The organism is Sphingomonas hankookensis, from assembly GCF_022664465.1.
Taxonomy (GTDB): domain Bacteria; phylum Pseudomonadota; class Alphaproteobacteria; order Sphingomonadales; family Sphingomonadaceae; genus Sphingomonas; species Sphingomonas hankookensis.
The window spans coordinates 25,636-44,427 of sequence record NZ_JAKREV010000006.1; the positions used below are offsets into that span (position 1 = coordinate 25,636).

The 18,792-nt window shown below is 65.9% G+C and carries 30 protein-coding genes; 12 read left to right on the forward strand and 18 right to left on the reverse strand.

The annotated features are described in order from the left end of the window. Window positions 1-5 precede the first annotated feature (5 nt). The 12 genes from MF610_RS14900 to MF610_RS14955 form a co-directional block, all read right to left on the reverse strand. A complete protein-coding gene (locus MF610_RS14900; protein WP_242199354.1) occupies window positions 6-203 on the reverse strand; it encodes a hypothetical protein in 198 nt (65 codons plus the stop codon). Further along, on the reverse strand, window positions 200-475 hold the full coding sequence (locus MF610_RS14905; protein WP_242199357.1) for a hypothetical protein: 276 nt from the start codon (window positions 473-475) through the stop codon (window positions 200-202). Before MF610_RS14905 ends, MF610_RS14900 begins: the two co-directional genes overlap by 4 nt. Continuing rightward, window positions 472-1,377 carry a hypothetical protein gene (locus MF610_RS14910; RefSeq protein WP_242199360.1) on the reverse strand — a complete coding sequence of 302 codons (906 nt, stop codon included), beginning with the start codon at window positions 1,375-1,377 and terminating at the stop codon, window positions 472-474. Before MF610_RS14910 ends, MF610_RS14905 begins: the two co-directional genes overlap by 4 nt. Further along, window positions 1,374-1,562 carry a hypothetical protein gene (locus MF610_RS14915; protein WP_242199363.1) on the reverse strand — a complete coding sequence of 63 codons (189 nt, stop codon included), beginning with the start codon at window positions 1,560-1,562 and terminating at the stop codon, window positions 1,374-1,376. The genes MF610_RS14910 and MF610_RS14915 overlap by 4 nt, the downstream gene beginning before the upstream one ends. An 11-nt stretch (window positions 1,563-1,573) precedes the next feature. After that, window positions 1,574-1,960 carry a hypothetical protein gene (locus MF610_RS14920; RefSeq protein WP_242199366.1) on the reverse strand — a complete coding sequence of 129 codons (387 nt, stop codon included), beginning with the start codon at window positions 1,958-1,960 and terminating at the stop codon, window positions 1,574-1,576. 194 nt (window positions 1,961-2,154) lie between these two features. Further along, entirely contained in the window at window positions 2,155-2,391 is a 237-nt protein-coding gene (locus tag MF610_RS14925) for a DUF2312 domain-containing protein (protein WP_242199369.1), read from the reverse strand. Beyond that, complete coding sequence (locus tag MF610_RS14930) at window positions 2,392-2,811, reverse strand: hypothetical protein (protein WP_242199375.1); 420 nt, start codon at window positions 2,809-2,811, stop codon at window positions 2,392-2,394. Further along, the gene (locus tag MF610_RS14935) at window positions 2,811-3,317 is read right to left on the reverse strand and encodes a hypothetical protein (protein WP_242199389.1); all 507 of its coding nucleotides are present in this window, start codon (window positions 3,315-3,317) and stop codon (window positions 2,811-2,813) included. Before MF610_RS14935 ends, MF610_RS14930 begins: the two co-directional genes overlap by 1 nt. After that, window positions 3,314-3,496, reverse strand: a complete 183-nt coding sequence (locus MF610_RS14940) for a hypothetical protein (protein WP_242199392.1) — start codon at window positions 3,494-3,496, stop codon at window positions 3,314-3,316. The genes MF610_RS14935 and MF610_RS14940 overlap by 4 nt, the downstream gene beginning before the upstream one ends. A gap of 5 nt (window positions 3,497-3,501) precedes the next feature. Then, window positions 3,502-4,191 (reverse strand): hypothetical protein, encoded by a 690-nt coding sequence (locus MF610_RS14945; protein ID WP_242199394.1) that lies wholly within the window; start codon window positions 4,189-4,191, stop codon window positions 3,502-3,504. A 217-nt stretch (window positions 4,192-4,408) separates the two neighbouring features. Further along, window positions 4,409-4,825, reverse strand: a complete 417-nt coding sequence (locus tag MF610_RS14950; RefSeq protein ID WP_242199405.1) for a hypothetical protein — start codon at window positions 4,823-4,825, stop codon at window positions 4,409-4,411. A 122-nt stretch (window positions 4,826-4,947) separates the two neighbouring features. Beyond that, window positions 4,948-5,310, reverse strand: coding sequence for a helix-turn-helix domain-containing protein (locus MF610_RS14955; protein ID WP_242199408.1), 363 nt, complete (start codon window positions 5,308-5,310; stop codon window positions 4,948-4,950). Between the two features lie 162 nt (window positions 5,311-5,472). On the opposite strand from MF610_RS14955, the gene MF610_RS14960 reads away from it, so the two are divergent. The 7 genes from MF610_RS14960 to MF610_RS14990 all read left to right on the forward strand — a co-directional run bounded on the left by MF610_RS14960 (window position 5,473) and on the right by MF610_RS14990 (window position 10,493). Next, complete coding sequence (locus MF610_RS14960) at window positions 5,473-5,649, forward strand: hypothetical protein (protein ID WP_242199411.1); 177 nt, start codon at window positions 5,473-5,475, stop codon at window positions 5,647-5,649. Window positions 5,650-5,761: 112 nt separating this feature from the next. Then, window positions 5,762-6,829, forward strand: coding sequence for a DUF7146 domain-containing protein (locus MF610_RS14965; protein ID WP_242199422.1), 1,068 nt, complete (start codon window positions 5,762-5,764; stop codon window positions 6,827-6,829). Beyond that, window positions 6,826-7,026: a hypothetical protein gene (locus tag MF610_RS14970; protein ID WP_242199424.1), complete on the forward strand. Its 201-nt coding sequence runs from the start codon at window positions 6,826-6,828 to the stop codon at window positions 7,024-7,026. The genes MF610_RS14965 and MF610_RS14970 overlap by 4 nt, the downstream gene beginning before the upstream one ends. Before the next feature lie 293 nt (window positions 7,027-7,319). Further along, window positions 7,320-9,206, forward strand: a complete 1,887-nt coding sequence (locus MF610_RS14975) for a hypothetical protein (RefSeq protein ID WP_242199430.1) — start codon at window positions 7,320-7,322, stop codon at window positions 9,204-9,206. Next, window positions 9,203-9,847, forward strand: a complete 645-nt coding sequence (locus MF610_RS14980; protein ID WP_242199440.1) for a hypothetical protein — start codon at window positions 9,203-9,205, stop codon at window positions 9,845-9,847. Before MF610_RS14975 ends, MF610_RS14980 begins: the two co-directional genes overlap by 4 nt. A 141-nt stretch (window positions 9,848-9,988) precedes the next feature. Continuing rightward, window positions 9,989-10,264 carry a hypothetical protein gene (locus MF610_RS14985; protein ID WP_242199444.1) on the forward strand — a complete coding sequence of 92 codons (276 nt, stop codon included), beginning with the start codon at window positions 9,989-9,991 and terminating at the stop codon, window positions 10,262-10,264. Further along, complete coding sequence (locus tag MF610_RS14990) at window positions 10,254-10,493, forward strand: hypothetical protein (RefSeq protein ID WP_242199447.1); 240 nt, start codon at window positions 10,254-10,256, stop codon at window positions 10,491-10,493. Before MF610_RS14985 ends, MF610_RS14990 begins: the two co-directional genes overlap by 11 nt. A gap of 52 nt (window positions 10,494-10,545) precedes the next feature. On the opposite strand, the gene MF610_RS14995 is transcribed toward MF610_RS14990, so the two are convergent. From MF610_RS14995 to MF610_RS15020, 6 genes are all read right to left on the reverse strand, one after another. Next, the gene (locus tag MF610_RS14995) at window positions 10,546-10,764 is read right to left on the reverse strand and encodes a hypothetical protein (protein ID WP_242199450.1); all 219 of its coding nucleotides are present in this window, start codon (window positions 10,762-10,764) and stop codon (window positions 10,546-10,548) included. 211 nt (window positions 10,765-10,975) lie between these two features. Then, window positions 10,976-11,611, reverse strand: coding sequence for a hypothetical protein (locus MF610_RS15000; RefSeq protein ID WP_242199453.1), 636 nt, complete (start codon window positions 11,609-11,611; stop codon window positions 10,976-10,978). Further along, the gene (locus MF610_RS15005; RefSeq protein WP_242199455.1) at window positions 11,611-12,195 is read right to left on the reverse strand and encodes a hypothetical protein; all 585 of its coding nucleotides are present in this window, start codon (window positions 12,193-12,195) and stop codon (window positions 11,611-11,613) included. The genes MF610_RS15000 and MF610_RS15005 overlap by 1 nt, the downstream gene beginning before the upstream one ends. After that, complete coding sequence (locus MF610_RS15010) at window positions 12,192-12,566, reverse strand: hypothetical protein (protein WP_242199465.1); 375 nt, start codon at window positions 12,564-12,566, stop codon at window positions 12,192-12,194. Before MF610_RS15010 ends, MF610_RS15005 begins: the two co-directional genes overlap by 4 nt. Then, complete coding sequence (locus MF610_RS15015) at window positions 12,563-13,237, reverse strand: hypothetical protein (RefSeq protein ID WP_242199468.1); 675 nt, start codon at window positions 13,235-13,237, stop codon at window positions 12,563-12,565. The genes MF610_RS15010 and MF610_RS15015 overlap by 4 nt, the downstream gene beginning before the upstream one ends. Next, on the reverse strand, window positions 13,237-13,395 hold the full coding sequence (locus MF610_RS15020) for a hypothetical protein (protein WP_242199471.1): 159 nt from the start codon (window positions 13,393-13,395) through the stop codon (window positions 13,237-13,239). Before MF610_RS15020 ends, MF610_RS15015 begins: the two co-directional genes overlap by 1 nt. A gap of 1,141 nt (window positions 13,396-14,536) precedes the next feature. Between MF610_RS15020 and MF610_RS15025 the strand changes: the two genes are divergently transcribed. Genes MF610_RS15025 through MF610_RS15045 form a run of 5 tightly spaced genes read left to right on the forward strand, consistent with a single transcriptional unit; the run spans window position 14,537 to window position 18,776 of the window. Next, window positions 14,537-15,262, forward strand: coding sequence for a hypothetical protein (locus tag MF610_RS15025; protein WP_242199483.1), 726 nt, complete (start codon window positions 14,537-14,539; stop codon window positions 15,260-15,262). Next, the gene (locus tag MF610_RS15030) at window positions 15,252-17,075 is read left to right on the forward strand and encodes a hypothetical protein (RefSeq protein ID WP_242199486.1); all 1,824 of its coding nucleotides are present in this window, start codon (window positions 15,252-15,254) and stop codon (window positions 17,073-17,075) included. The genes MF610_RS15025 and MF610_RS15030 overlap by 11 nt, the downstream gene beginning before the upstream one ends. Window positions 17,076-17,085: 10 nt before the next feature. Beyond that, a complete protein-coding gene (locus MF610_RS15035; protein WP_242199488.1) occupies window positions 17,086-17,328 on the forward strand; it encodes a hypothetical protein in 243 nt (80 codons plus the stop codon). Between the two features lie 10 nt (window positions 17,329-17,338). Further along, complete coding sequence (locus tag MF610_RS15040) at window positions 17,339-17,920, forward strand: Gp49 family protein (RefSeq protein ID WP_242199491.1); 582 nt, start codon at window positions 17,339-17,341, stop codon at window positions 17,918-17,920. A gap of 22 nt (window positions 17,921-17,942) precedes the next feature. Further along, window positions 17,943-18,776, forward strand: a complete 834-nt coding sequence (locus MF610_RS15045) for a hypothetical protein (protein ID WP_242199492.1) — start codon at window positions 17,943-17,945, stop codon at window positions 18,774-18,776. Window positions 18,777-18,792 lie beyond the last annotated feature (16 nt).

Here is an 18,792-nt window from a genome sequence, read left to right on the forward strand (position 1 = left end):
GGGTGCTAGTCGGTGCTGGCGGCGTCAACCGTCGGATCGTTGGCGTAGGGTACGGTCGCAGCGAAGGGTTCGAGCGCGGTGTCGAGCGCTTTGCTTTCGGGCGAGAGGTCGTTGTGGGCGTCCCAGAACTCGCGGGCAGCGATCACCAGCGCCAGCGTCGTCGGCTCCACCTTCGCGGGCGGGGATTGCAGGGCGAGGATCATATGCCTTCCCCTCGATTAAGGCCGTCGTTGGCGGGACCATACCCACCGTCTCCGCCATCCCAACTGCCAGCGTCGATACCGGCGACGATTAGCGGTCGTCCGCGATCATCGGTATTTCCGCACAGCCGCAAGCTGCCATGGCCGCTCCCGCCGAAAACAGTCAGGCCGAGCCGTTGCGCATCCCGAGCCGCGCGAGCGATCCGGCGCGCGATGCGATCTACCTCCACAGGGTCAAGCCCGGCAGCGCGGCATTCGTCGTCGAGCGCCATCATGCCTCCCGCTCCCCCACCGCTGCGCGCGGGCGGGCGAGGGCTGCGGTAGGGGTGTAGGCAACGATATCCCAGTCGGGATTGCGGTTCTCGCGGGCGTGGTTCCAGCGATTAGTGCCGTCCGCGTGATACGCGAGGGACACTCGGCTAGGGAACATCGTGCATCCGTTCCGAAGCAATACCCCGTCGCCATCCCAATCGTCGGGCGCGGCGTCACCGCCATGCCACGGCTTCATGCCGTCCGGCACCCCATCCCCGGCAGGCGGGATCGGTTTGCCGGCGTCGGCAAAGGCATCCTCGGCAGGCGCTACAGCGGAGTGCGGGCGGGCGAGGGCTGCGTTATGAGCGGCGACGATAGCGGTCGTTAGCCGATGCGTATCCTCGTCGCCTCCGAGGTGGCACACCAGACTGCCTCCCTCGGTGACGATCGCCGATCCCTTCTGTGGGTCAGACCCGTACCAGCGTTCGCGCCAGCGTTCGGCCTCCACCCCATCCCCGGCAGGCGCGGAGGCGGGTTCTTCGTCGCCGGTAATGTCACCGTACCCGCGCCCATCATCCCACAAGACGCCAATGCCGCCGCACTCGCTGCATCCGCTGCCGGGATGGCAACGGAAAGTTTCATTGTAGGGATAGTCGGTCGCGGAGACGCAGCCGTCGGTGCTTTCCTGACAGCCGCAGCACGCGCGCCAAAAGCCGTCGCCTTCCTCCATCAGCTCGCCGATGCGCTGGCGGACATAGGCGCGATCGACATAGTCGTGCAACGTCTTGCCGCTGATCGTCACGACCGCGTCGTCGGCGATCGGCGTGGCGATCGCCGCGTATTCGGTCGATCCGGCAAATGGATCGCGCGCCCATTTGCGGATGTGCTGGCCGTCGTCGGCCCATTGGATGTGGATCGGGGTCATGCCGCCAGCAGCTCCGCGACGGGTTCGCCGGCGGCGTCCAGCGCCACCACGGCGTCCAGCTCGGCCGAGAAGCCGATCCGGTCGATGCGGGTCAGCTTGCAAGGCTGGTGGTTGGTATTGTCGATTCCTTCGATCGTCATCGTCGCGCCCGAGCGGGTGGCGTTCCACTGATAAAGCTTCGTCATGGTCTTCTCCTTCACAAAGGGTCGAAGCCCGCGCGGTAGCGGCGGGCCAGATATTCGGTGTGGGACATCCGTCCGGCGGCGGCGTCCTCGTCGCGCCAGCGGGTAATCAGGCTGTGCTGGTCGCTGGCGGCGCGCGCGCCGGTTTCGCGATCGAGGCGCGTGCCGTTGCGGGTAAGGCGGGCGACGATCGCCAGCGGGGTCAGTACCTTTCCGCGTGCGGCAGTGCGGTCGGTCCATGCGACGCGGTGTGCCGGCGTGCAGAACAGTTGGCCGGGATGGCGACGAACGAACGCGCGGACCTCGGGACGGCATTCGGGGCACTCGCCACGGCCGAACGGTGCGACTTCACCGCAATCGGCGCTGACGGGCTTCCCTGTGCGTCCTAGTACCGAGGACATTTCAGCGCTTTCCGTATCCCTTGGCAAAGAGCCGGCGCATCGCTTCGCCATGGGCGGAACGGGCGGCGTCGATCGCCTGTGACTGGCCGCGTGCGTCGTGGCGCTCGACGGCCTGTTGCATGGTGCAGTTCTCGGCCAGGGCGAGGCGGAAGATGGCGAGCCGTCGAGCCCGATCCTCACGCCCCGCCGGCACGTCAGATTCCCAGTGCGGTCTTGTAGGTTTCCAACAGCATGTCCGCTTCGTCGCGGTGATGCTTTTCCAAACGGCGCAGGCGGATGATGGTGCGCATCGTCTTGACGTCGAACCCGGTCGACTTGGCTTCGCCATAGACGTCCTTGATGTCGTCGCTCAGGCCCTTCTTCTCTTCTTCCAAGCGCTCGATGCGTTCGATCAGCAGGCGCAACTGCTCGGCGGATACGTTGTCGGTCATTCAAAGCTCTCCGTTCGTGCTTTCGGGTAGAGATTCGTCCTCCGCGCGCGCGTCGTGGCGAGCCAAGGTCATGAGGCGACCGCGAATGCTGTTCTCGCGGCGGCCGAGCTGGTCAGCCATTTGGCGCGTCTTCAGACCCTGCGCTTCGAGGTCGCGGAGGCGGGCGTCCTCGTCCGGGGTGAAGGGGCGGATGACGTGACCGCCGCGGCGATAGACGTCGCTGCGCGTCGACAGCGGGTTGCGCTTGGCGATCGGGGCGTCGGCGCCGACGCGGAGGCATTGCCACCCGACGGCGCTGGCGCTGATCGGCGTGCCCTTCGCGGTGAAGTGGTTCGCGATCGCTTGCAGGCTGCGCCCGCGTTCGCGGAGCGTCGCCATTTCGTCGATCTGCTCGTCGGATAGGATGCGCTGGCCGCCCATCAGAACGGGAGGTCCTCGTCGTCGATCGCGATGCCTGTGTACGTTCCAAGCGCGCCGGCATCGGCCTCCGCCGCGATCAGCTGGCGCAACAGGGTTCCGACGTCTTCGGGCATGATCGCGCACGCTGTCTCGCCGGTTCTATGGGCGGTGATATGGATGAAGCCATCCCATGGGCTGAAGCGCACGCGCGGCCGGCGATCCTCGATCGGCGGGGGCGGTGTTTCGAACAAGGCGCGATCGGCTTCGTCGACGAACGACACGGGTTTGCCGTTCACTCGGTCGATGCTGCATGGCGCGAGGTCGCTGTACGTCGCGGACGTGATCCAGTGGCCGTCCCACCCGGTCATTCGCACGTTGATCTTCGTTCCGCCACAGCGGCCGACGCGGAGGCGGTCGCCGGGCTTGAGAGCGGCGCGGGCGTTCGCCTCGATCCGATCCATCACCGGGCGGCGCGCCTCGCGCCATTCGACGCGGGTGTCGAAGTGCAGGGGCGCGGTGTCGGTCACTGCTTGACGTCCTGTTTGACGTCCCGCAGCGCCCAGCGCGCCTCGTTGCGCTCGCGCGCGAGGCGGGAAAGCGTCAGTTTCGCATCGCGATGGCGGTGCTGGAGATCGAGCAGCGCCATGCCGAGGACGATGCAGAGCAGCAACAGTGCGATGGGAAGTGCGATGACGATCGCGGCCAAGGGGGTCATGCGATCTTCTCCCCGGTGATCGGGTTGCGGTCGGCCGGGAAGCTGGTGAAGTCCGGGACATGCGCGGGCTTGGCCGGCACGACGATATCGTCATGATCGCCGGCGGACAGGTGCGTGGTCCACGCCCAGATATCGGCCTGCTGCACCTGTTCGTCGGTCCAGCCCGCGACGGTGGCTTCGTCGAGCGGGCCGACGGCTACCAGCTGAAGGCGCAGGAACGTGCTGCGGTTGTTGCGCTGCCATGTCGGCAAGGCGGTCATCACGCCGGCGTCGCTGATGTCGTAATCGGGACGCTCGCCATCGGCGATCGCATCCGCGACGCCGGCGTCGTGACGATCGATCGCGGCCCAGAGCAGGGCAGCGGCCTTTACCAGCATCGCGCGCGGCGGGCCGGGCTTCCATGCCGCTTGCTCCCACGGCCATTCGGGCGGCGGCTCGTTCGCCGGGTGGTGGCGATCGTCGAGCGCATCGGTGGCGGTGGCGGCGTAGCCGATCGCGGCGGTCGCGAACACGGCGACGTCGTGCTGCCGATCGTGGTCGAGGTCGTAGCCGTGCACGTCGACCTGCGCGACGCGTTCGGCGACGATGTCGGCCAGCGCCTTTCCGGTCAGGACACGGGCGCTGGCGGCGGTGTCGGCGTTGACGCGCTCCGCCTCGACAGCGGTGGTGAAGGTGGCGAAGACCATCGTGGCGTTCCTTCAGCGGAGAAGGGCGGAAAAGATGCAGACCCATGCGACGAGGCACAGGCCGGCAAGGGCGACGTTCGCGCGAACCGATCGCGCGCGGGGGCGATCGGGGCGGGTCATGCGAACAGCCCGGTCGTGACCATGCCCAGCGCGAGGCCGATAATAGCGGGGATCAGGAACCGGTCGTTCCAGTCGCCGAGGCGACGGCCGAACGCGATCATCGGCCACCGGCGGCGGCGCGGGCGCGCTCCGCCATCTCCATGCGGATCGGGGTCGGCACCGGACGCGGTCCGGCATTGGCCGGGGCCGAGCCGCCGGTGTTGCGCGTATCGAGCCACGCGTCGAACTCGCCGGCGTCCCAGCGGCTATGCCGGTAGATCGAATCCGGGCCGCGCTGTTCCTGTCCCTTCACCATGCGCGGCGTGCGGGGCAGCGGCATCCGCTGGTCCTTCGCCATCTGGCGCAGCTTGGCGATGATCGTGCGGGTTTGGAAGTGCAGGATGTGCAGCGAGCGCGCGACATCGGACAGTGCGTATTCGCCGCGCCGCCCGCCGGTGGTTGGCAGGCTGGGCTGGCGAAGGGTGCGCGGTTTGGGGGGCGGGGCCTTGGGCAGAAAGGGAACGACGTTCATCATCGCGATACCTCCGTGGGAAGTGGTCGATGATGCGTCTTATCCCAATCTGGGAAGTTTCCGCAATAGGTATTTATCCCAATCTGGGAATATTAATCCAGATTGTATCCGGAGTTTGCCGGAGGTTAGGCCGAGCGGCGGGGCTCGTCGTCGTTCTCCGCCGTATATGAGGTCAGGCTTTCCGCGACGCGCTGTACGGCGATGCGATCGCGCGAGCTGGCGGTGCGCATCGCATCGATGACGGCGCGCTCCTGTTCGTCCAGTCGGTCGAAATTATCCTCATCATTCAACAGGCTGGCGATATCGGTGCCGAATGCACGGGCGATCCGGCGCGCCCATCCGATCGACAATTCCCGTGCCCCGGTTTCGAAGCGCGACACCTCGTTCGCCTTGCAACCGACGCGATCGGCGACGTCCTGGAGCGTCAGGCCATGCTTGCGGCGCAGTTCGCGGATGCGGTTCGGCGCGTTTTCCAGTTTCGGTACCATGTCCGAAATATCGATGATCCGCCGTAGCAACGAAATCTCCTAAGCTGGTACGCTGACGATGCGTACCCTATTGCATATTTATCCCAGATTGGGAATATGCGCCGCATGCAGACGTTAGCGGGTCACAAGATCAGACAGTTCCGGTCGGGCCGTCGTCCCAAGATGAGCAGGGCGGCGTTCGCTACGATGGTCGGTGGGCGTAGCGCATCGACAGTCGAAGGGTGGGAAGACGCCGGCAAGCGGCCCCGCGACCCGTCGATCGTGACGCGGATCGCCGATCTGGAGATCGCACGAGCCGAGGATTGGTACGCACCCGCGCCGGCACCGGTCGAAGCGTAATGTCTAGCGTCATCCTACGAATTTCCTACGTTGGCCGTTCCTGTTCTGTTCTCAAACGTAGGAAAAGGCAATAGCCATGGATACGGGGCCATCCGTTCGGGAAATCGCGCAAATGCTGAACGCAGATGCCGAGGCGCTGTGCAGGACGCTGTTTCCGCTAGGAAAAGTGTTCGGCGGGTTCTTCAACATCGGATCGGTGCGCGGCGAGGCCGGCGACAGCATGAAGGTCCGCATCGGCGGCGACCGTGCCGGTACATGGGCCGATTATTCGTGCGACCCGAGCGACCCGGAAGGCAAGGGCGACATGTTGCGGCTGATCCAGCTGGTGAAGCCGTGGCCCGCCAGCGGCGATGACCTGAAGGACATCGCGCGCGCGATCCGCTGGGCCAAGGGCTGGCTGAACCTCGACACGATGCAACCGACCGACATGCAGCGGCTGCGCGATCGGGCGCGACTGGCGGCGGAACGGGCGGAACGCGATGCCGCGGCCAACGCGGAGAAAAAGCGGCTGTCGGCGTGGCATTTGTGGGGACATAGCGGCCCGTTGAAGGGCAGTCCGTTCGAGCGATATCTGGCGGACGCGCGCGGGATCGATTTTGCGGCGCTGGGCAAATATCCGTCGGCGCTGCGGTTCCGGGGCGACGTGTGGTGTACCGAGGCGCAGCAGAAGCTGCCCGCCGGCGTCTCGCTGTTCGTCGGCGTCGACGGCCAGGCCAAGGGTGTCCACATCACCTATCTGGCGTTCGAGCGTGGCGGGTGGGGCAAGGCCCGGCTTGAGAACGCGAAGATCATCCGGTCGCCGCTGTACTGGGGCGCGCATATCCCGATCTGGAAGGGCGCGTGTGGCGCGATGCCGTTGCGTGACGTGCCGGAGGGCACGGTGCCGCGCGTATCGGAGGGGATCGAGGACGCGTTGACGATCGCGATGGTCGACCCGTCCCGGCGCGTCGTTGCCGCCGGGACGCTGGGCAATGTCGGCGCGATGCGCTTCCCCGATCGGGTCCGCGCGATCGAGCTGGTCGGCCAGCATGACAAGCCGGGATCGAAGGCGGACGAAAGCATGGAAAAGCAGATCGCGCACCAACAGGCGGCGGGGCGGGCGGTGTCGTGCCTGTGGCCCGACCCGGCGTTCAAGGATTTCAACGACCAGCTGCGCGGCGCGCGGATGGTGACGGCATGACGTGGGTCGACTGGCTTATCGCCGCCTATCTGTTCATCGGCTGCGCGATTGCCGATCGCATCATGTGCGACCTCGCCCGGCGGCGGCCGGATGCGGCGCGCCAGCGCCCGGTGCGGTTCGTGCTGCGGTCGACCAGCGTCGCAGTCGCATGGTTGCCGATCGCGGTCCTCGTCGCCATCGAGGACTGGCGCCAGTGAGCCGCCGCCTGCTGTTCCATCGCGCCATGCGAGGCCTGTCGCTGCGACAGCGCTGCATCGCCCGACGGCATGCGCAGTATTGCGCGCCCTTCTTTCCCCCATCCGGACCCGTCCGGCCGGTGGAGCCGCTGGCAGACCGGCCCGAGGATGTAACGCACGCTAAAAGCCCGGTGCAGTCTGCCCCAACCCCCACTCCCCGCCGGCGCCCGGTCATGGCGCCGATCGACCTGCGGACGGTCCCGTCCGCGATGGAATTGCGCGCACAGGCGTGGCGAAAGGATCACGAGTAGGTCATGGCCGGGGGTAATCTGGAAAGTGTACGGCGATCGGCGGCGCGGGTCGTTGAGGCTCCCGATCTGCGCGACGACGGGCACGACGATCGCGAGCCAGAGCATATCATCTGGCCGCCGGATGGGCCGATCGTGCCGCTGGGCATATCGGGGCTGCGGTTGTGGTTGCTGGATGCCAGCAAGCAGCTGATCGACTGTGACACGCGGCTCGGCAAGAACGACATGGTGCTGATGTTCGGCGGCGAGGACTGGTTGCGCGAGCATTTTCCACAGTACCGCAAGATCGATACCGAGAAGGGCGACAAGCCGCTTTTCGAGGTCATCGGATTCGATCAGAAATCGTCGTCGTCGCGGTTGACCACCGCGTGCCAGCGCCGGGGCATCTTCAGCCCGGCCGGGCGCGTGTTCGGGCGCGGCGCGCACAGTTCGCACCTGCCCAATGCGGAAGAGGATCGCATCGTCCTGCACATGGGGCGGCGGGTGCTGGTGGCCGGGCAGTCGGACAAGAAATCGAAGCCGATGGGGTTGCTGGAGCGCCCGGCAGGCGAGGTGGATGGCGCGTTCTTCCCCGCCTATGCCTCGCTACCGCCGCCGGCCGAGCAGGCCAGTACCGCAAAGGACGCCGAGCAGCTGATGCAGGTGTTCGGGCAATGGTACTGGAAGGAGAAGATCGCCGCGCCGCTGCTGATGCTGGGCATGACGGCGCAGATGCATATCTGCGGCGCGCTGTCGTGGCGGTCGCACGCGTGGCTGGCCGCGCCGACGGCATCGGGCAAATCCTCGCTGCTGAAGGTTATTCGCGCGCTGCATGGCGACTGGTGCCTGCACGTCGAGGACGCCAGCGAGGCGGCGATCCGACAGGTACTGGGTCCGGACACGCTGCCGGTCATCATCGACGAAGCCGAGAAGGACGATAACCCGGAACGGCAGCGCGCGGTGATGAACCTCGCGAAAAAGGCGTCGTCGGGGGCCAAAATCATTCGCGGTGGCGCGGACCATAAGGGGCAGGAATTTACCGCCCAGTCGTGCTTCCTGTTCGCGTCGGTGCTGCACGGCCTGGTCAAGGGCGAGGAGCGGAACCGCATGGCGATCCTCGAAATGATGACGGTGCCGGAGAACGTCGAATACAACCCGCCCGATCTGGCGCACTGGCGCGTCATCGGCCGGCGGATGCACAGGAGGATGATCGAGCAATGGCCGCGCTTCGCGCGCACGCTGTCGGAATACAAGCGCGCAATCTGGCGACAGGGGTTCGAGGGCCGTTGGCAGGACACGTTCGGCACTCTGTTGGCGTGTGCCGACCTGATGCTGTTCGACGTCGCGCCGTCGCAGGAAGAAGTGGCGATGACTGCGCAGGGTTTTCCGGACGAAACGGATCTGCGCAGCAACCGCCGCGACCTGTGGGTGCGATCGATCCTGCCCCTGATGATCCGGGGCAAGTCGGAAGCACGGACCGACGTCGAGCGGTGCATCGCCTATCTCATGTCGCGGTTGATGCCGGGCGAAGGCGGCAAGGCACCCGAGCCGATCGCGCACTGGATCATGCAGGCGATGACGCCGACCGACGACGGCCTGCTACACGTGAAAGCGCGGCGGCGGCTGCAAAGCTATGGACTGCGCCTCGTCAACATGCAGCGCGACGCCGACAAGCTGGACGGCGAACCGCCGCCGTCGACCGCGTCGTGGGAGCATGGGTATCTGGCCGTGGCGTACGGCACGTGCGAGCCGCTGGCGGAAATCTTCAAGCCGTCAGAATGGTCGCAGGGCGGGTGGCTCCAGTCGCTGGGCAAGATCGAGGGGACGCGGCGCGCCAAGGTGCGCTTCATCGCCGGAATGAACGCGGACAACGCGCTGTGCGTGCCGCTGCGGGCGTTCCGGGGCGAAGATTGATCGACCTGTTCGACGGTCCCCGCCTCGCGCCCGATGCCCCCACGGGGCTGGGGCAGGCGATGCAGGGGTTCAAGCGCGCCGGCACGACGCCGCGCCGGGCGCTGGACTATTACCCGACGCCCGACGACGCTACGCAAGCGCTGTGGGCGGCGGAGGGCGCGGCGATCGGCGCGGGGCCGGTGTGGGAGCCGTGCGGGCGGGGTGGCGCGATCGCGCGCGTTTTGCAGGGCCATGGCGTGACGACGATCGCGACCGATATCGTGGCGGACCCGGCGCACGACGTCGCCGGCGTCGACCTGTTCGCCGTCCAGTCCGCCCCGGCCCGCCGGGTGGTGACGAATTTGCCGTTCGCGATATCGCGCGCGATGATCGTCCATCTGTGGGAGACGCTGGCGATCGATTATCTGGCGGTGCTGCACAAGGCGAGCTTCATGCATTGCGGCGAGGCCGCGAAGCTGTGGCGCGACGGGCTGGGCAACACCCGGCGCTGGGACCTGTCGTGGCGGCTCGACTTCACCGGCGGCGGTCGGCCGGTGATGGATTGCAGCTGGTATATCTGGGACCGGATCGATCCGACGCCGGCGATCGGGCTGCTCGATCGCGATGGGCCCATCGTACCGCAGCGGTCGCTATTGACGTGAGGTGCGATGCGGTGGAAGCTGTTCCTGCGCCGTAAGAGCGCAAAATTCTAGAGCTTAGGTATCAAACGAAAGCAGGGCCTTGGATCATGTCCAAGGCCCTGCCCCGTTGTCGTTGGGCATAGTTGGTGGCAGCTTCGCGCGATGGACGAAGGCGCGCGAATCGGATTGTACGGCTGCATGGTGATCGCGGCGCTGCTGGGCGCGTTCGTGTCGATCGAGCATCGCCGGCGGCCGCATGTGTCGGCCGACATGCATCAGCGGTTGCTGTACCTGGTCGTCGCGGTCGCGCTTGCCGCCAGCGAGGCGCAAACGGTACGCGGGTTCATCATCGTGCTGACCGCGTCGATCGGCGCGTACAAGATCGCGCGGACGCTGGTGGACCCGGTAGCGGCGCGGGTGATGACGCGTGCGACGTAAGGGCGAACGGCCGATCGTCACGCCGCCGGAGGCATGGTCCGAGACGCATGTCGTCGCGCGGACGATGCGGGAAGGGGACCACTGGCTGTACGCGTGGCTCGCCCAGCGCACCACGCCGCTGCATGTTATCGAGCGCAAGGCGCGCATTCCGCGCGATCGTCTGGACGCGTTTCGGACGGGGGCGGAGCCGACGCCTGAAGAAATCGAACGGTTAGCGGCGCTGTGGTAGCAACCGCCCGCCGCGCTGGCGGCGTCGATCGCCTATCACCGTGCGCTGCACGCTACGGGGTAAGATCGTCGGGTAGCGGCTTGGACAGATCGAGCTTGCGGATCGGCACGACGCTCGCGCCGCGTCTCGCCGCCTCGATCACGCGGCGCACGTCGTCGACCGTCAGCGGCATGTCACCGTCGATCTGCTCGCCGTCCGGATAGGTGTCGATAAAATCCTGTAGCCGCGCAATGGACGTGTTCAGGTCGATGGTTTCGGTCAGGTCGGACATGGGGCTGCTCCGGTTGGCAGGCCACACTGGACGGTCCGGCGTTTCGGTCAAGCGGTAGATGCAAAGCGCTTGTCGCAGGGTGCGCAACGCCACGGCGTGCCGGGGCGTCCGCCGTCGCGATTGCGGGTTGGATGCGGAGCGCCGCAGTCGTGGCAGCTGGGCGGCTTCCATGGCTTGAAAACCGGCGGGGGTGGAGAGAACAGGTCGAAGGTCATTCGATCGGCTCCAGATCGCGCAATTCGATGAACTCGATCTTTTCCGTTCTTTCCGCCCCGACCGGATCGAGGAAGACATAGCAGCGATCGGCGAACACGCTGCTGCACAGCCGCCACACGACACCTTTCCGGCCGATGTGCTTGCCCAAGCCGAAATGCGGATCGATCGAACCCGGCGCGTCGATGATCATCACGCGCTGGCCGATGCGCAGCCAGTTGGCGGCGGCGGCGATCGTGCGGGCCTTCTGTTCGTCGGTCGGGAAGGTCGGCCGATCCTCGCGCTCGATGCCGAATGCGACGGACGGGTCGCGCTTCGCGCGCGCGATGATCGAAGCGACCTCCTCGCGCGGGCGCTGGTCGACGGCCTGCGCGCGGCCCGGGTTGCGTTTGTAGTGCGTCACCGGGGCCGCGCCGAACAGGTCGTGCTGGATGCCGACCATCCGCGCCTGTCGCTGTCGTTCCTTGTAATCCCGTCGCCATTGGGCGTCGGGCGAGAGGGGGCGTTCGCGCGCCAGCTCGGCCTGTAGCGCGATCATCTCCGCGATTTCCTCCGGCGTGGAATGCCAGAAGTCCGCCGGGATCGTGCCGTCGGGCCGCATGGCGGCTTTGATTTCATCGACCGTGCGGGACATTACCGCCTCCGGCTGCGCGATCGCGCGGGTTGTGCCGGTTGGATCGCGGCGCGAGCGGTAAACCGGCGCTGGCGTTCCTCGCGGCCCCATTCGGCGAACAGTGGGGAGATATGGGTCTGGATCATGTGATCCAGTTCGGCGTCGGTCATCGCGGCGAACCGGGTCTTCGTCTTGGTTTCCCATTCCAACTGGTGGCGCGAAACGATCTTGTCGTCGTGCAGTACGAGGCGACCGGTAAGGTAGCTGTGGATTTCGCTGCTGAGGTACGTCGGGTCCGCCGGAAGCCAGCGGTGGTTGTTCCAGTAGCGCAGCATGGCCGATCGCGCGGGTGCCGGCAGCTCGTTCAGCCGCCGCCGTGCCTCGCGCCATTTGCGTGCCAGTTCGTCGCGGCGGTTTTGCTCCGCGATCGGCCAGACGCGGTGGCGGTGGGCTATCACCTCTTCCACGGTCGGCTGCGTCTCGGCGATCAGTTCGGCGAAAAGGGGCAGCTTCTCGCGCTGGTGGCGCTGGCTGACCAGCACGCCCGCACGTTTCCGCGACGTTTCCTTGTAGCCCTCGACGCGGGGTGCGCGCTTGAACCTCACGAGAAAAGGTCCGGTTGCACGGGGCGAAGTGTATCGCACCATGCTTCAATTTTACGGACCTCGGCCACCATTTTGGGGTCGTCGAGGTAGCGTTTAGCGCATTTGCGCAAGGTGTTTATCGCGACATCAAGCGCTAGGTCATATGTTGCGAAAACTGGATCGCAATCCATCAATGGTGAACTGGAGCCCGCCCAACTTCCCGTCGTAAAGCTGTACGCTACGACGACGCGCCAGCCCTCCGGGCGTTCAAGCATATGAATTTCTGCAAGCGGCATGCATCCGCCGTGCTTCTTGGGATGCTCTAGGCTGTGCGTCGGCTCGTACACTCCGGAAGAGTTTTTGGAGCCGGGAAGGCGGCCATAGCGGCTCACAGCAGCTGCCCCTGACCCGCGGTGCCGAACAGGGGTAGGGCGTCGGTATTGTCTTGCCGTTCGATAGTCTGGCCCGGCTCGGCCTGCTTGGGACTGGCGAGGCGCAGGGCGATCAGCTGGCGCGCGCGTTCGTCGGTGGCGCTGGTAGCGCGCGCCGGACAGGGGCGGTTGCGCCGGTGCAGCGGATTCCGGCGGGATGCGATCTCGCGATTGGCCCCGTCGAATGCGGTGGCGCGATAGGCGCGGCCCATGCCGGTGGCGACGGCTTCGCGTGCTTCGGCTTCGGTGGCGAACCGGCGAACGGCATGGGTGTAGCCCGCCATGCCGGGGGCCGACGTGTCCATGTCCCAGCGCACACTGAAATCGAAGCGCTGGCCATCGGCGCCGATGCGGCGGCCGGCGGGCTGGCCCAGTCGCTGCCATACCGGGCGCGATTGCAGGTCTTCGACCTGGCTGGGCAGGCCCTGCAGGCGGATCAGCTGCATGTAGCGGGCGGCGTCCTCGCCGATCGCCGAGACGAAGCGATAGCGGCGCTGGGTAGCGCAGGTGATGCCGCGGCGCTGTTCGGCGCGGTCGCAATGGCGCGCGGCGTCCGCGTCGTCGCGGTAATGGGCCAAGGGGAGATCGCGGTCGGTGTCGACGACGATCCAACCCGGATGGGGCGTGGTCATCAGCGGACCTCCACCACGTCGACGAGCAGCCATCCGCGCACGCGCAGCTCTTCGCTGGTGTCGATATCGATCGCGAGGAAAACGCCGCGCAGGTCGGCCGCGTCGTCGACGAGGGTGTCACGGGTCCTTTTGCCGTCGGACAGTAGATAGCGGGTCATGGGGTCGGCCTCCTTTTGCCGGTCGATGGCGTTGGCCAGCGATGAATTGTCCCTAATTGGGAACATTTGATGTTGTCAACTGACAAAATCAAAAAAGTGGATGTGCAGCATCGCGCAGCGATGCGGTGCGCACATCCTCCATCTGATCCTCTCTCCCCGCCTCGCTTATTCCGGACCCGGACCCCGACCCATATTATGCAAACAAATTTGGACGCGGCGATGGGTCGGGGGGGAGGCGTTCCGCGCGTCCTATCGATGGAACGCGATAAGTAGCTGATACAGAACGATATTTGTTGTCGTTCTGGCGTTCTGACAGCTGGGTAGCCTCACCGGCGCGCGATGCATGCGGGTGCGTGTGGCACGCGCGACGTTGGAACATCCGGAACGGGGGAGGGCAGCGCAGATTTCAGCCGTTCTATGTGTTCTGCCGTTAGAACATCTGGAACGACATTCGTTGGCTTGCCGATCATTGTCCCAATCTGGTAAGCCCGCCGACTATGAGCCGTGGTCCCGCCGCATCGACGAATTGTTTATGGGGTGGATATTCACTGCATCGCGTCACGACGTCGCCCGCAGGGGTGTTTCGGTCGCGCGGGTGCCGGGTCGCCGGGGAATTTTTCGGCGGCGGCGCGGGCCAGCTGGGGCCGATCGGCGCGGGTCGGTCGATCGACGGATTTCTGCCGTTTTCGGGGCGCTCGCGAGGCGATGACGCACCGGTCGTTGACGCACCGGGCACGCGAGGCCGCAGAAATGCGTCAGTTTCGGGGTGTCGTCGTCAGACTGCCAATCTGACGACGCGGCCCCGTCGGGCGATCGGCACCCCCCCCGGCCTCGCCGCCAGCGCCGCGATCGGCCGGGGGGGCTTCCCCCTTTCGCGATGCGCGCGCGGTATCCATGCCCCTGGCGTTCGCCGGGGTCGGATTACCGAAATTCTTCGGTTGTCCTCTTGGCAGTCGATCGACGGCTTTGGGTCGGACGCAACATCCACAACGACCAATGGGGTCGGGGGTGCGGGCCGTGAAGCGCGGCTATTCGGGGTGGTGTGGCCCTACGCTGGCGATGACAAAGCGGGTCGGGGTGTAGGCTGGCACCAAGGTTCCGACGAAGTGGGGACCACGGTCGTATGGGGGGCGCGGAATCCGTGTCAACTGAACCGTCGAGCCTGATGCGCGCCGTTCAGGACGAGGCGGGCGCCGCCGCGGTCGCCGGCGTCGAGACGACGGCCGAGCAGCTGGACCTGCTGCGCGATCCGGAAAGCGGGCGCTTGCCCGCCAACGTGTTCCAGCTCGTCCGCGAGCAGGAGGCCAAGCGGGGTCGCGGTCGTCCGGCGGGTGCGCGCAATCGCAAGTCCGATCAGCTGGCGAAGATCATCGTCCAGAAATACGGCGATCCGGTCGAGGGCATGGCGGCGCTGTACGCGATGCCGCTCGATCAACTGGTCGAAATGCTACTCGTCGCGGACGGCAGTCGGGAACGGCAGGATCACCTCGATACGCTGCTGGCTCGCACGGACGAATTATTCGATCGCATGAGCGCAAGCGCGAGCGATGATACGCTGGAAAAGCTGTCGACGGTGTTGGATCGCGTCGCGGATGTCGCGAGGCAGCTGAAATCCAAGCCGGGCGAGCTGGCGCTCAAGGCGCTGAATACGCAGTTGCTCGCGCGGCGCGAGGTCGGTCCGTACGTCCATGGCAAGATGCCGATCCAGGTGGATCACAGCCATCGCGCCGACGTGATCCTGAACATCCCCGGCCTGACCGATTCGGCGCACCTCGCCGAATATGTCGAGAACGGCGAGCTTAGCGAAGACGCGCTGGCGAACATTGACTTCGCCCAGTTCGAAGACGTCGGGCCCGATGCGGATTAAGCCGGTCCTGACCAACGCGCTGGCGATGCTGCTGGCGGCGACGACGGTGTCGGTGCCAATCCTCGACGCCTGTGCGGAGGCATTGGTCGAGGCCCGGCCGTATCGCGATATGGGCGTCGGCACGTTGTCGGTCGAGCAGGCCCGGCAGGTGCAGGAGGCGAACCGAATCGCCGCCCGGCTCGCCGATCTCGACAGCAGCTTGGTCGAGCCGGACGCGATCGGGCGCTGGGGCGATCTGCTGGCGGCCAGCAAGGGCCTGACGATGAAGTTCGTCGGCCCGGTCGCGCACGCGTTCCGGACCGATCGCGCGGCGGTCAGCACGATCATGGGGCCGTACGGGTCGGCAAAGACCACGACCTGTTTCCAGAAGATCATCAACAGTTTGTTGTGGCAGCCCAAGGGGCCGGATGGGGTGCGGCGCGCGCGGTGGTGCGTGGTGCGCGATACCTACGGCCACCTTCAGGCCAACGTCATGGCCGACTGGTTCATGTGGTTTCCCAAGACCAAGGAAAACTACAACCAGAGCACCAACACCCATCGTTTGAGGTTCGACATCCCCGCCGCCGGCGGCGAGGTGATGAAGCTCGAACTGGAAATGCTGTTCCGGGCGGTCGATAACCAGTCGGCCGAAGAGCTGTTCAAGGGCATGCAGCTGACCGGGCTGTGGCTCAACGAAATGGACACGTTGCACAACGACGTGTTCAAGTTCGGCTTCCCGCGAGTCGGCCGTTATCGGCATCCCGGTACGCCGGGCGGTGGCTGGTCGGGCTGTATCGGCGACATGAACGCGCCGGCCGAGGATAACTGGACCTACGATTTCAACGTCAACCGCAACATCGGTATGACGGAAAAGCAGATGGAGGCGATGCGCGCCGAGTTCGGCGACAATTTCCGCGTCAACTTCCACGTCCAGCCCGGCGGCCTGTCGGCCGGTGCCGAAAATCTGAAGAACCTGCCGAAGGGCTATTACCAGCGTATCCAGATCGGCATGTCCGAACCGGATCAACGCCGGTTCATCCACAACAAGTTCGGCGCGGTCCGTGACGGCAACCCGGTCTATTCGCAATATGCGGACGATCGGCACTGCATCGCGGACATGGCTCCCGATCCGCGCCTGCCGGTGCATATCGCGCTGGACGGCGGTAACACGCCGGCGGCGTTGTTCGGGCAGAAAACCGAAATTGGGCAGCTGCGCGTCGTCGACGAATGCGTCGTGTTCGCGCCGGGCAAGGAACGCACGCTGCAATCGCTGGGCGCGAAAGAGTTCGGCGAGATTTGCGGCAAATACTGGAACGAGAATTTCGGCGGGTTCACGCTGGGCGCGGTCAATTGGGCCGATCCATCGGCGTGGTTCGGTGGCAGCGACAAGCACGCCGAGGACAAGGCGTGGATCGACCGCTGGGTGTCGGGCTTCAACGAAACCGCGATCGGCGTGAAGGTGCGAATGAAGCCGGCGCCGGTGAAGCGCAACCTGCTCGGCCCGCGCCTCGACACGGTGCGCGGTGTGCTGAAGGCGTCGATCGATAGCCAGCCTGCCTATGTGATTTCGAGCCGGTGCAAGGTGCTGCGCGAAGGGTTCAACCGCGGATACGTCGTCACGCGCGTCGAGCATTCGACCGGCGGTGGCCGGTGGAAAGACGAACCGCTGAAGAACGATTTCAGCCACGTCCACGACGCCAACCAATACCTCGCGCTTGGCCTGCTCAAGTTCGAGGGCTGGGAAGACGCGCAGCGGCGGGGTCAGCAGCAACAGCAACAGCAGCGTCGCAAGAACGTGAAGTTCGGCGGCGGTTTCTTTTCGCACCGGGCATGAGGGGGAAGCGGTGAGCGGTTTGGTTGGCACCATCACGAAGATTGCAGTTTCGCCGATCGCGGCGGCGCTGGGCGCTTTCGACAAACCCAAGCCGCGCGCGGCGATGCCGCTGCCGACGGCGACGCCGCGCGCGAACAGTTCGGTGCTGGCCGATGCGCTGACGATGCGGCGCGGCTCTGCCGACAATCGCCGCACCGGCGCGGGCGGCGCGGAATCCACCACCACGGGGAAAAAGTCCCTGTTGGGGCAGTGAGGAGAAGGTCATGGGAAGTCTCGAAACTACCGAAGCAGAATGCGCAGCCGGTCGCACCGCGCCTCGCGTGTCGCTGGATGACATCAAGGCGAACATCGCCGCACAGTATGTGATGACCGGTACGGCGGCGATCGGCGCGGGCGTGCCAGCGCATTCGTCGCTGGGCGTGCTGACGATCTGCATTCTCGTCTTGCAGAACGGTTTCACGATCATCGGCAAGTCGGCCCCGGCCAGCGCCGATAACTTCGACGCAGCGCTGGGCGAGAAGCTCGCCTACGAGGACGCCGTTCGGCAGGTTTGGCCGCTGATGGGTTATGCGCTGCGTCAGGTAATCCACGATGCCGTCGCCACGATCCTGCCCGGCGCAGGGATGCAGCGGTACATCGGAACGAAGGCGATCAACGCCAAGCCGATGTCGCGTGGCGATTACAACATCCTGCGGGGATGGACGCTGCCGGCAGACGAAGATGGCAACGATGCCGGGTTCCTCGTCGAATACGCCGATGGTGCGCGACCGAACGTCGACGGGTTCGATGGCTACGTTTCGTGGTCGCCGGCCGACGTGTTCGAGCGCGCGTATCGTCGCGCCTGACCCCCTCAACATGGAGAACATCATGACGGACGAAACGAACGTTACCGACACGCTCAAGTTGTCGGTGTCGAAGGTGATCGAAAAGGCGCAGTTGATGGACACGGTGTCGCTGGCGGCGCTGCTGGCGGCGGAAGAGGGGGGTGAGAAGCGGTCCACCCTTATCAGCTGGATCAAGGGCGAGCAGGCGGAACGTGCCGAGGCCGAGCGCCGCACCAACGAGACGGCCAACGCGAAAATCTATTCGCAGGCCGAAGCTGATGCTGTCGTGGCGTCGGCGACGGAACAGCTGCGGTCGGAACTGGTCTCGACCGGTGATGCTCTGAAGCTGTCGCAGAAGCAGGGTAACGAAGATCAGGCGACGATCGCGAACCTGCGGGAGAAGGTGGCGAAGCTGGCGATCGAGAACGGTGCGCTTCAATCGGCTTCGAACCGTCAAGCGAACGCCGCTACCGATGATGACCGTATCCAGGCGGCGTTCGGCGGACAGTCGGGCGGCGGCAAGACGGATGAGCTCGTCGGCGATGATACGCTGCGCACGGAAAGTTTCGACGGGTTCATTCCACTGACCGGCGCGGCGGTCGTGCTGTTCGATGCCGATGGCAAGCGGATCGTGGCGATCCCGGCGCCGCGGTTCGGGTCGAGCCAGTTCCGGCGATCGGGACGGTCGACCACGCTCGACGCGGATATCGAGTTCGCGCCGACGCTGGGCGAGGTCGAGATCGCCGGCGCGGTGCTGGTCGAGTTCGAGGGCGACGACGTGTCCGACGGCTTCGCGCGCTCGACGCTGGTGCAGCCGTTCGGCGTCGGGGGTGGGCGCAATGCGAAGCTGCCGGCCGGCACGCTGACGTTCCGCTGATCGACTGAACCGGGGG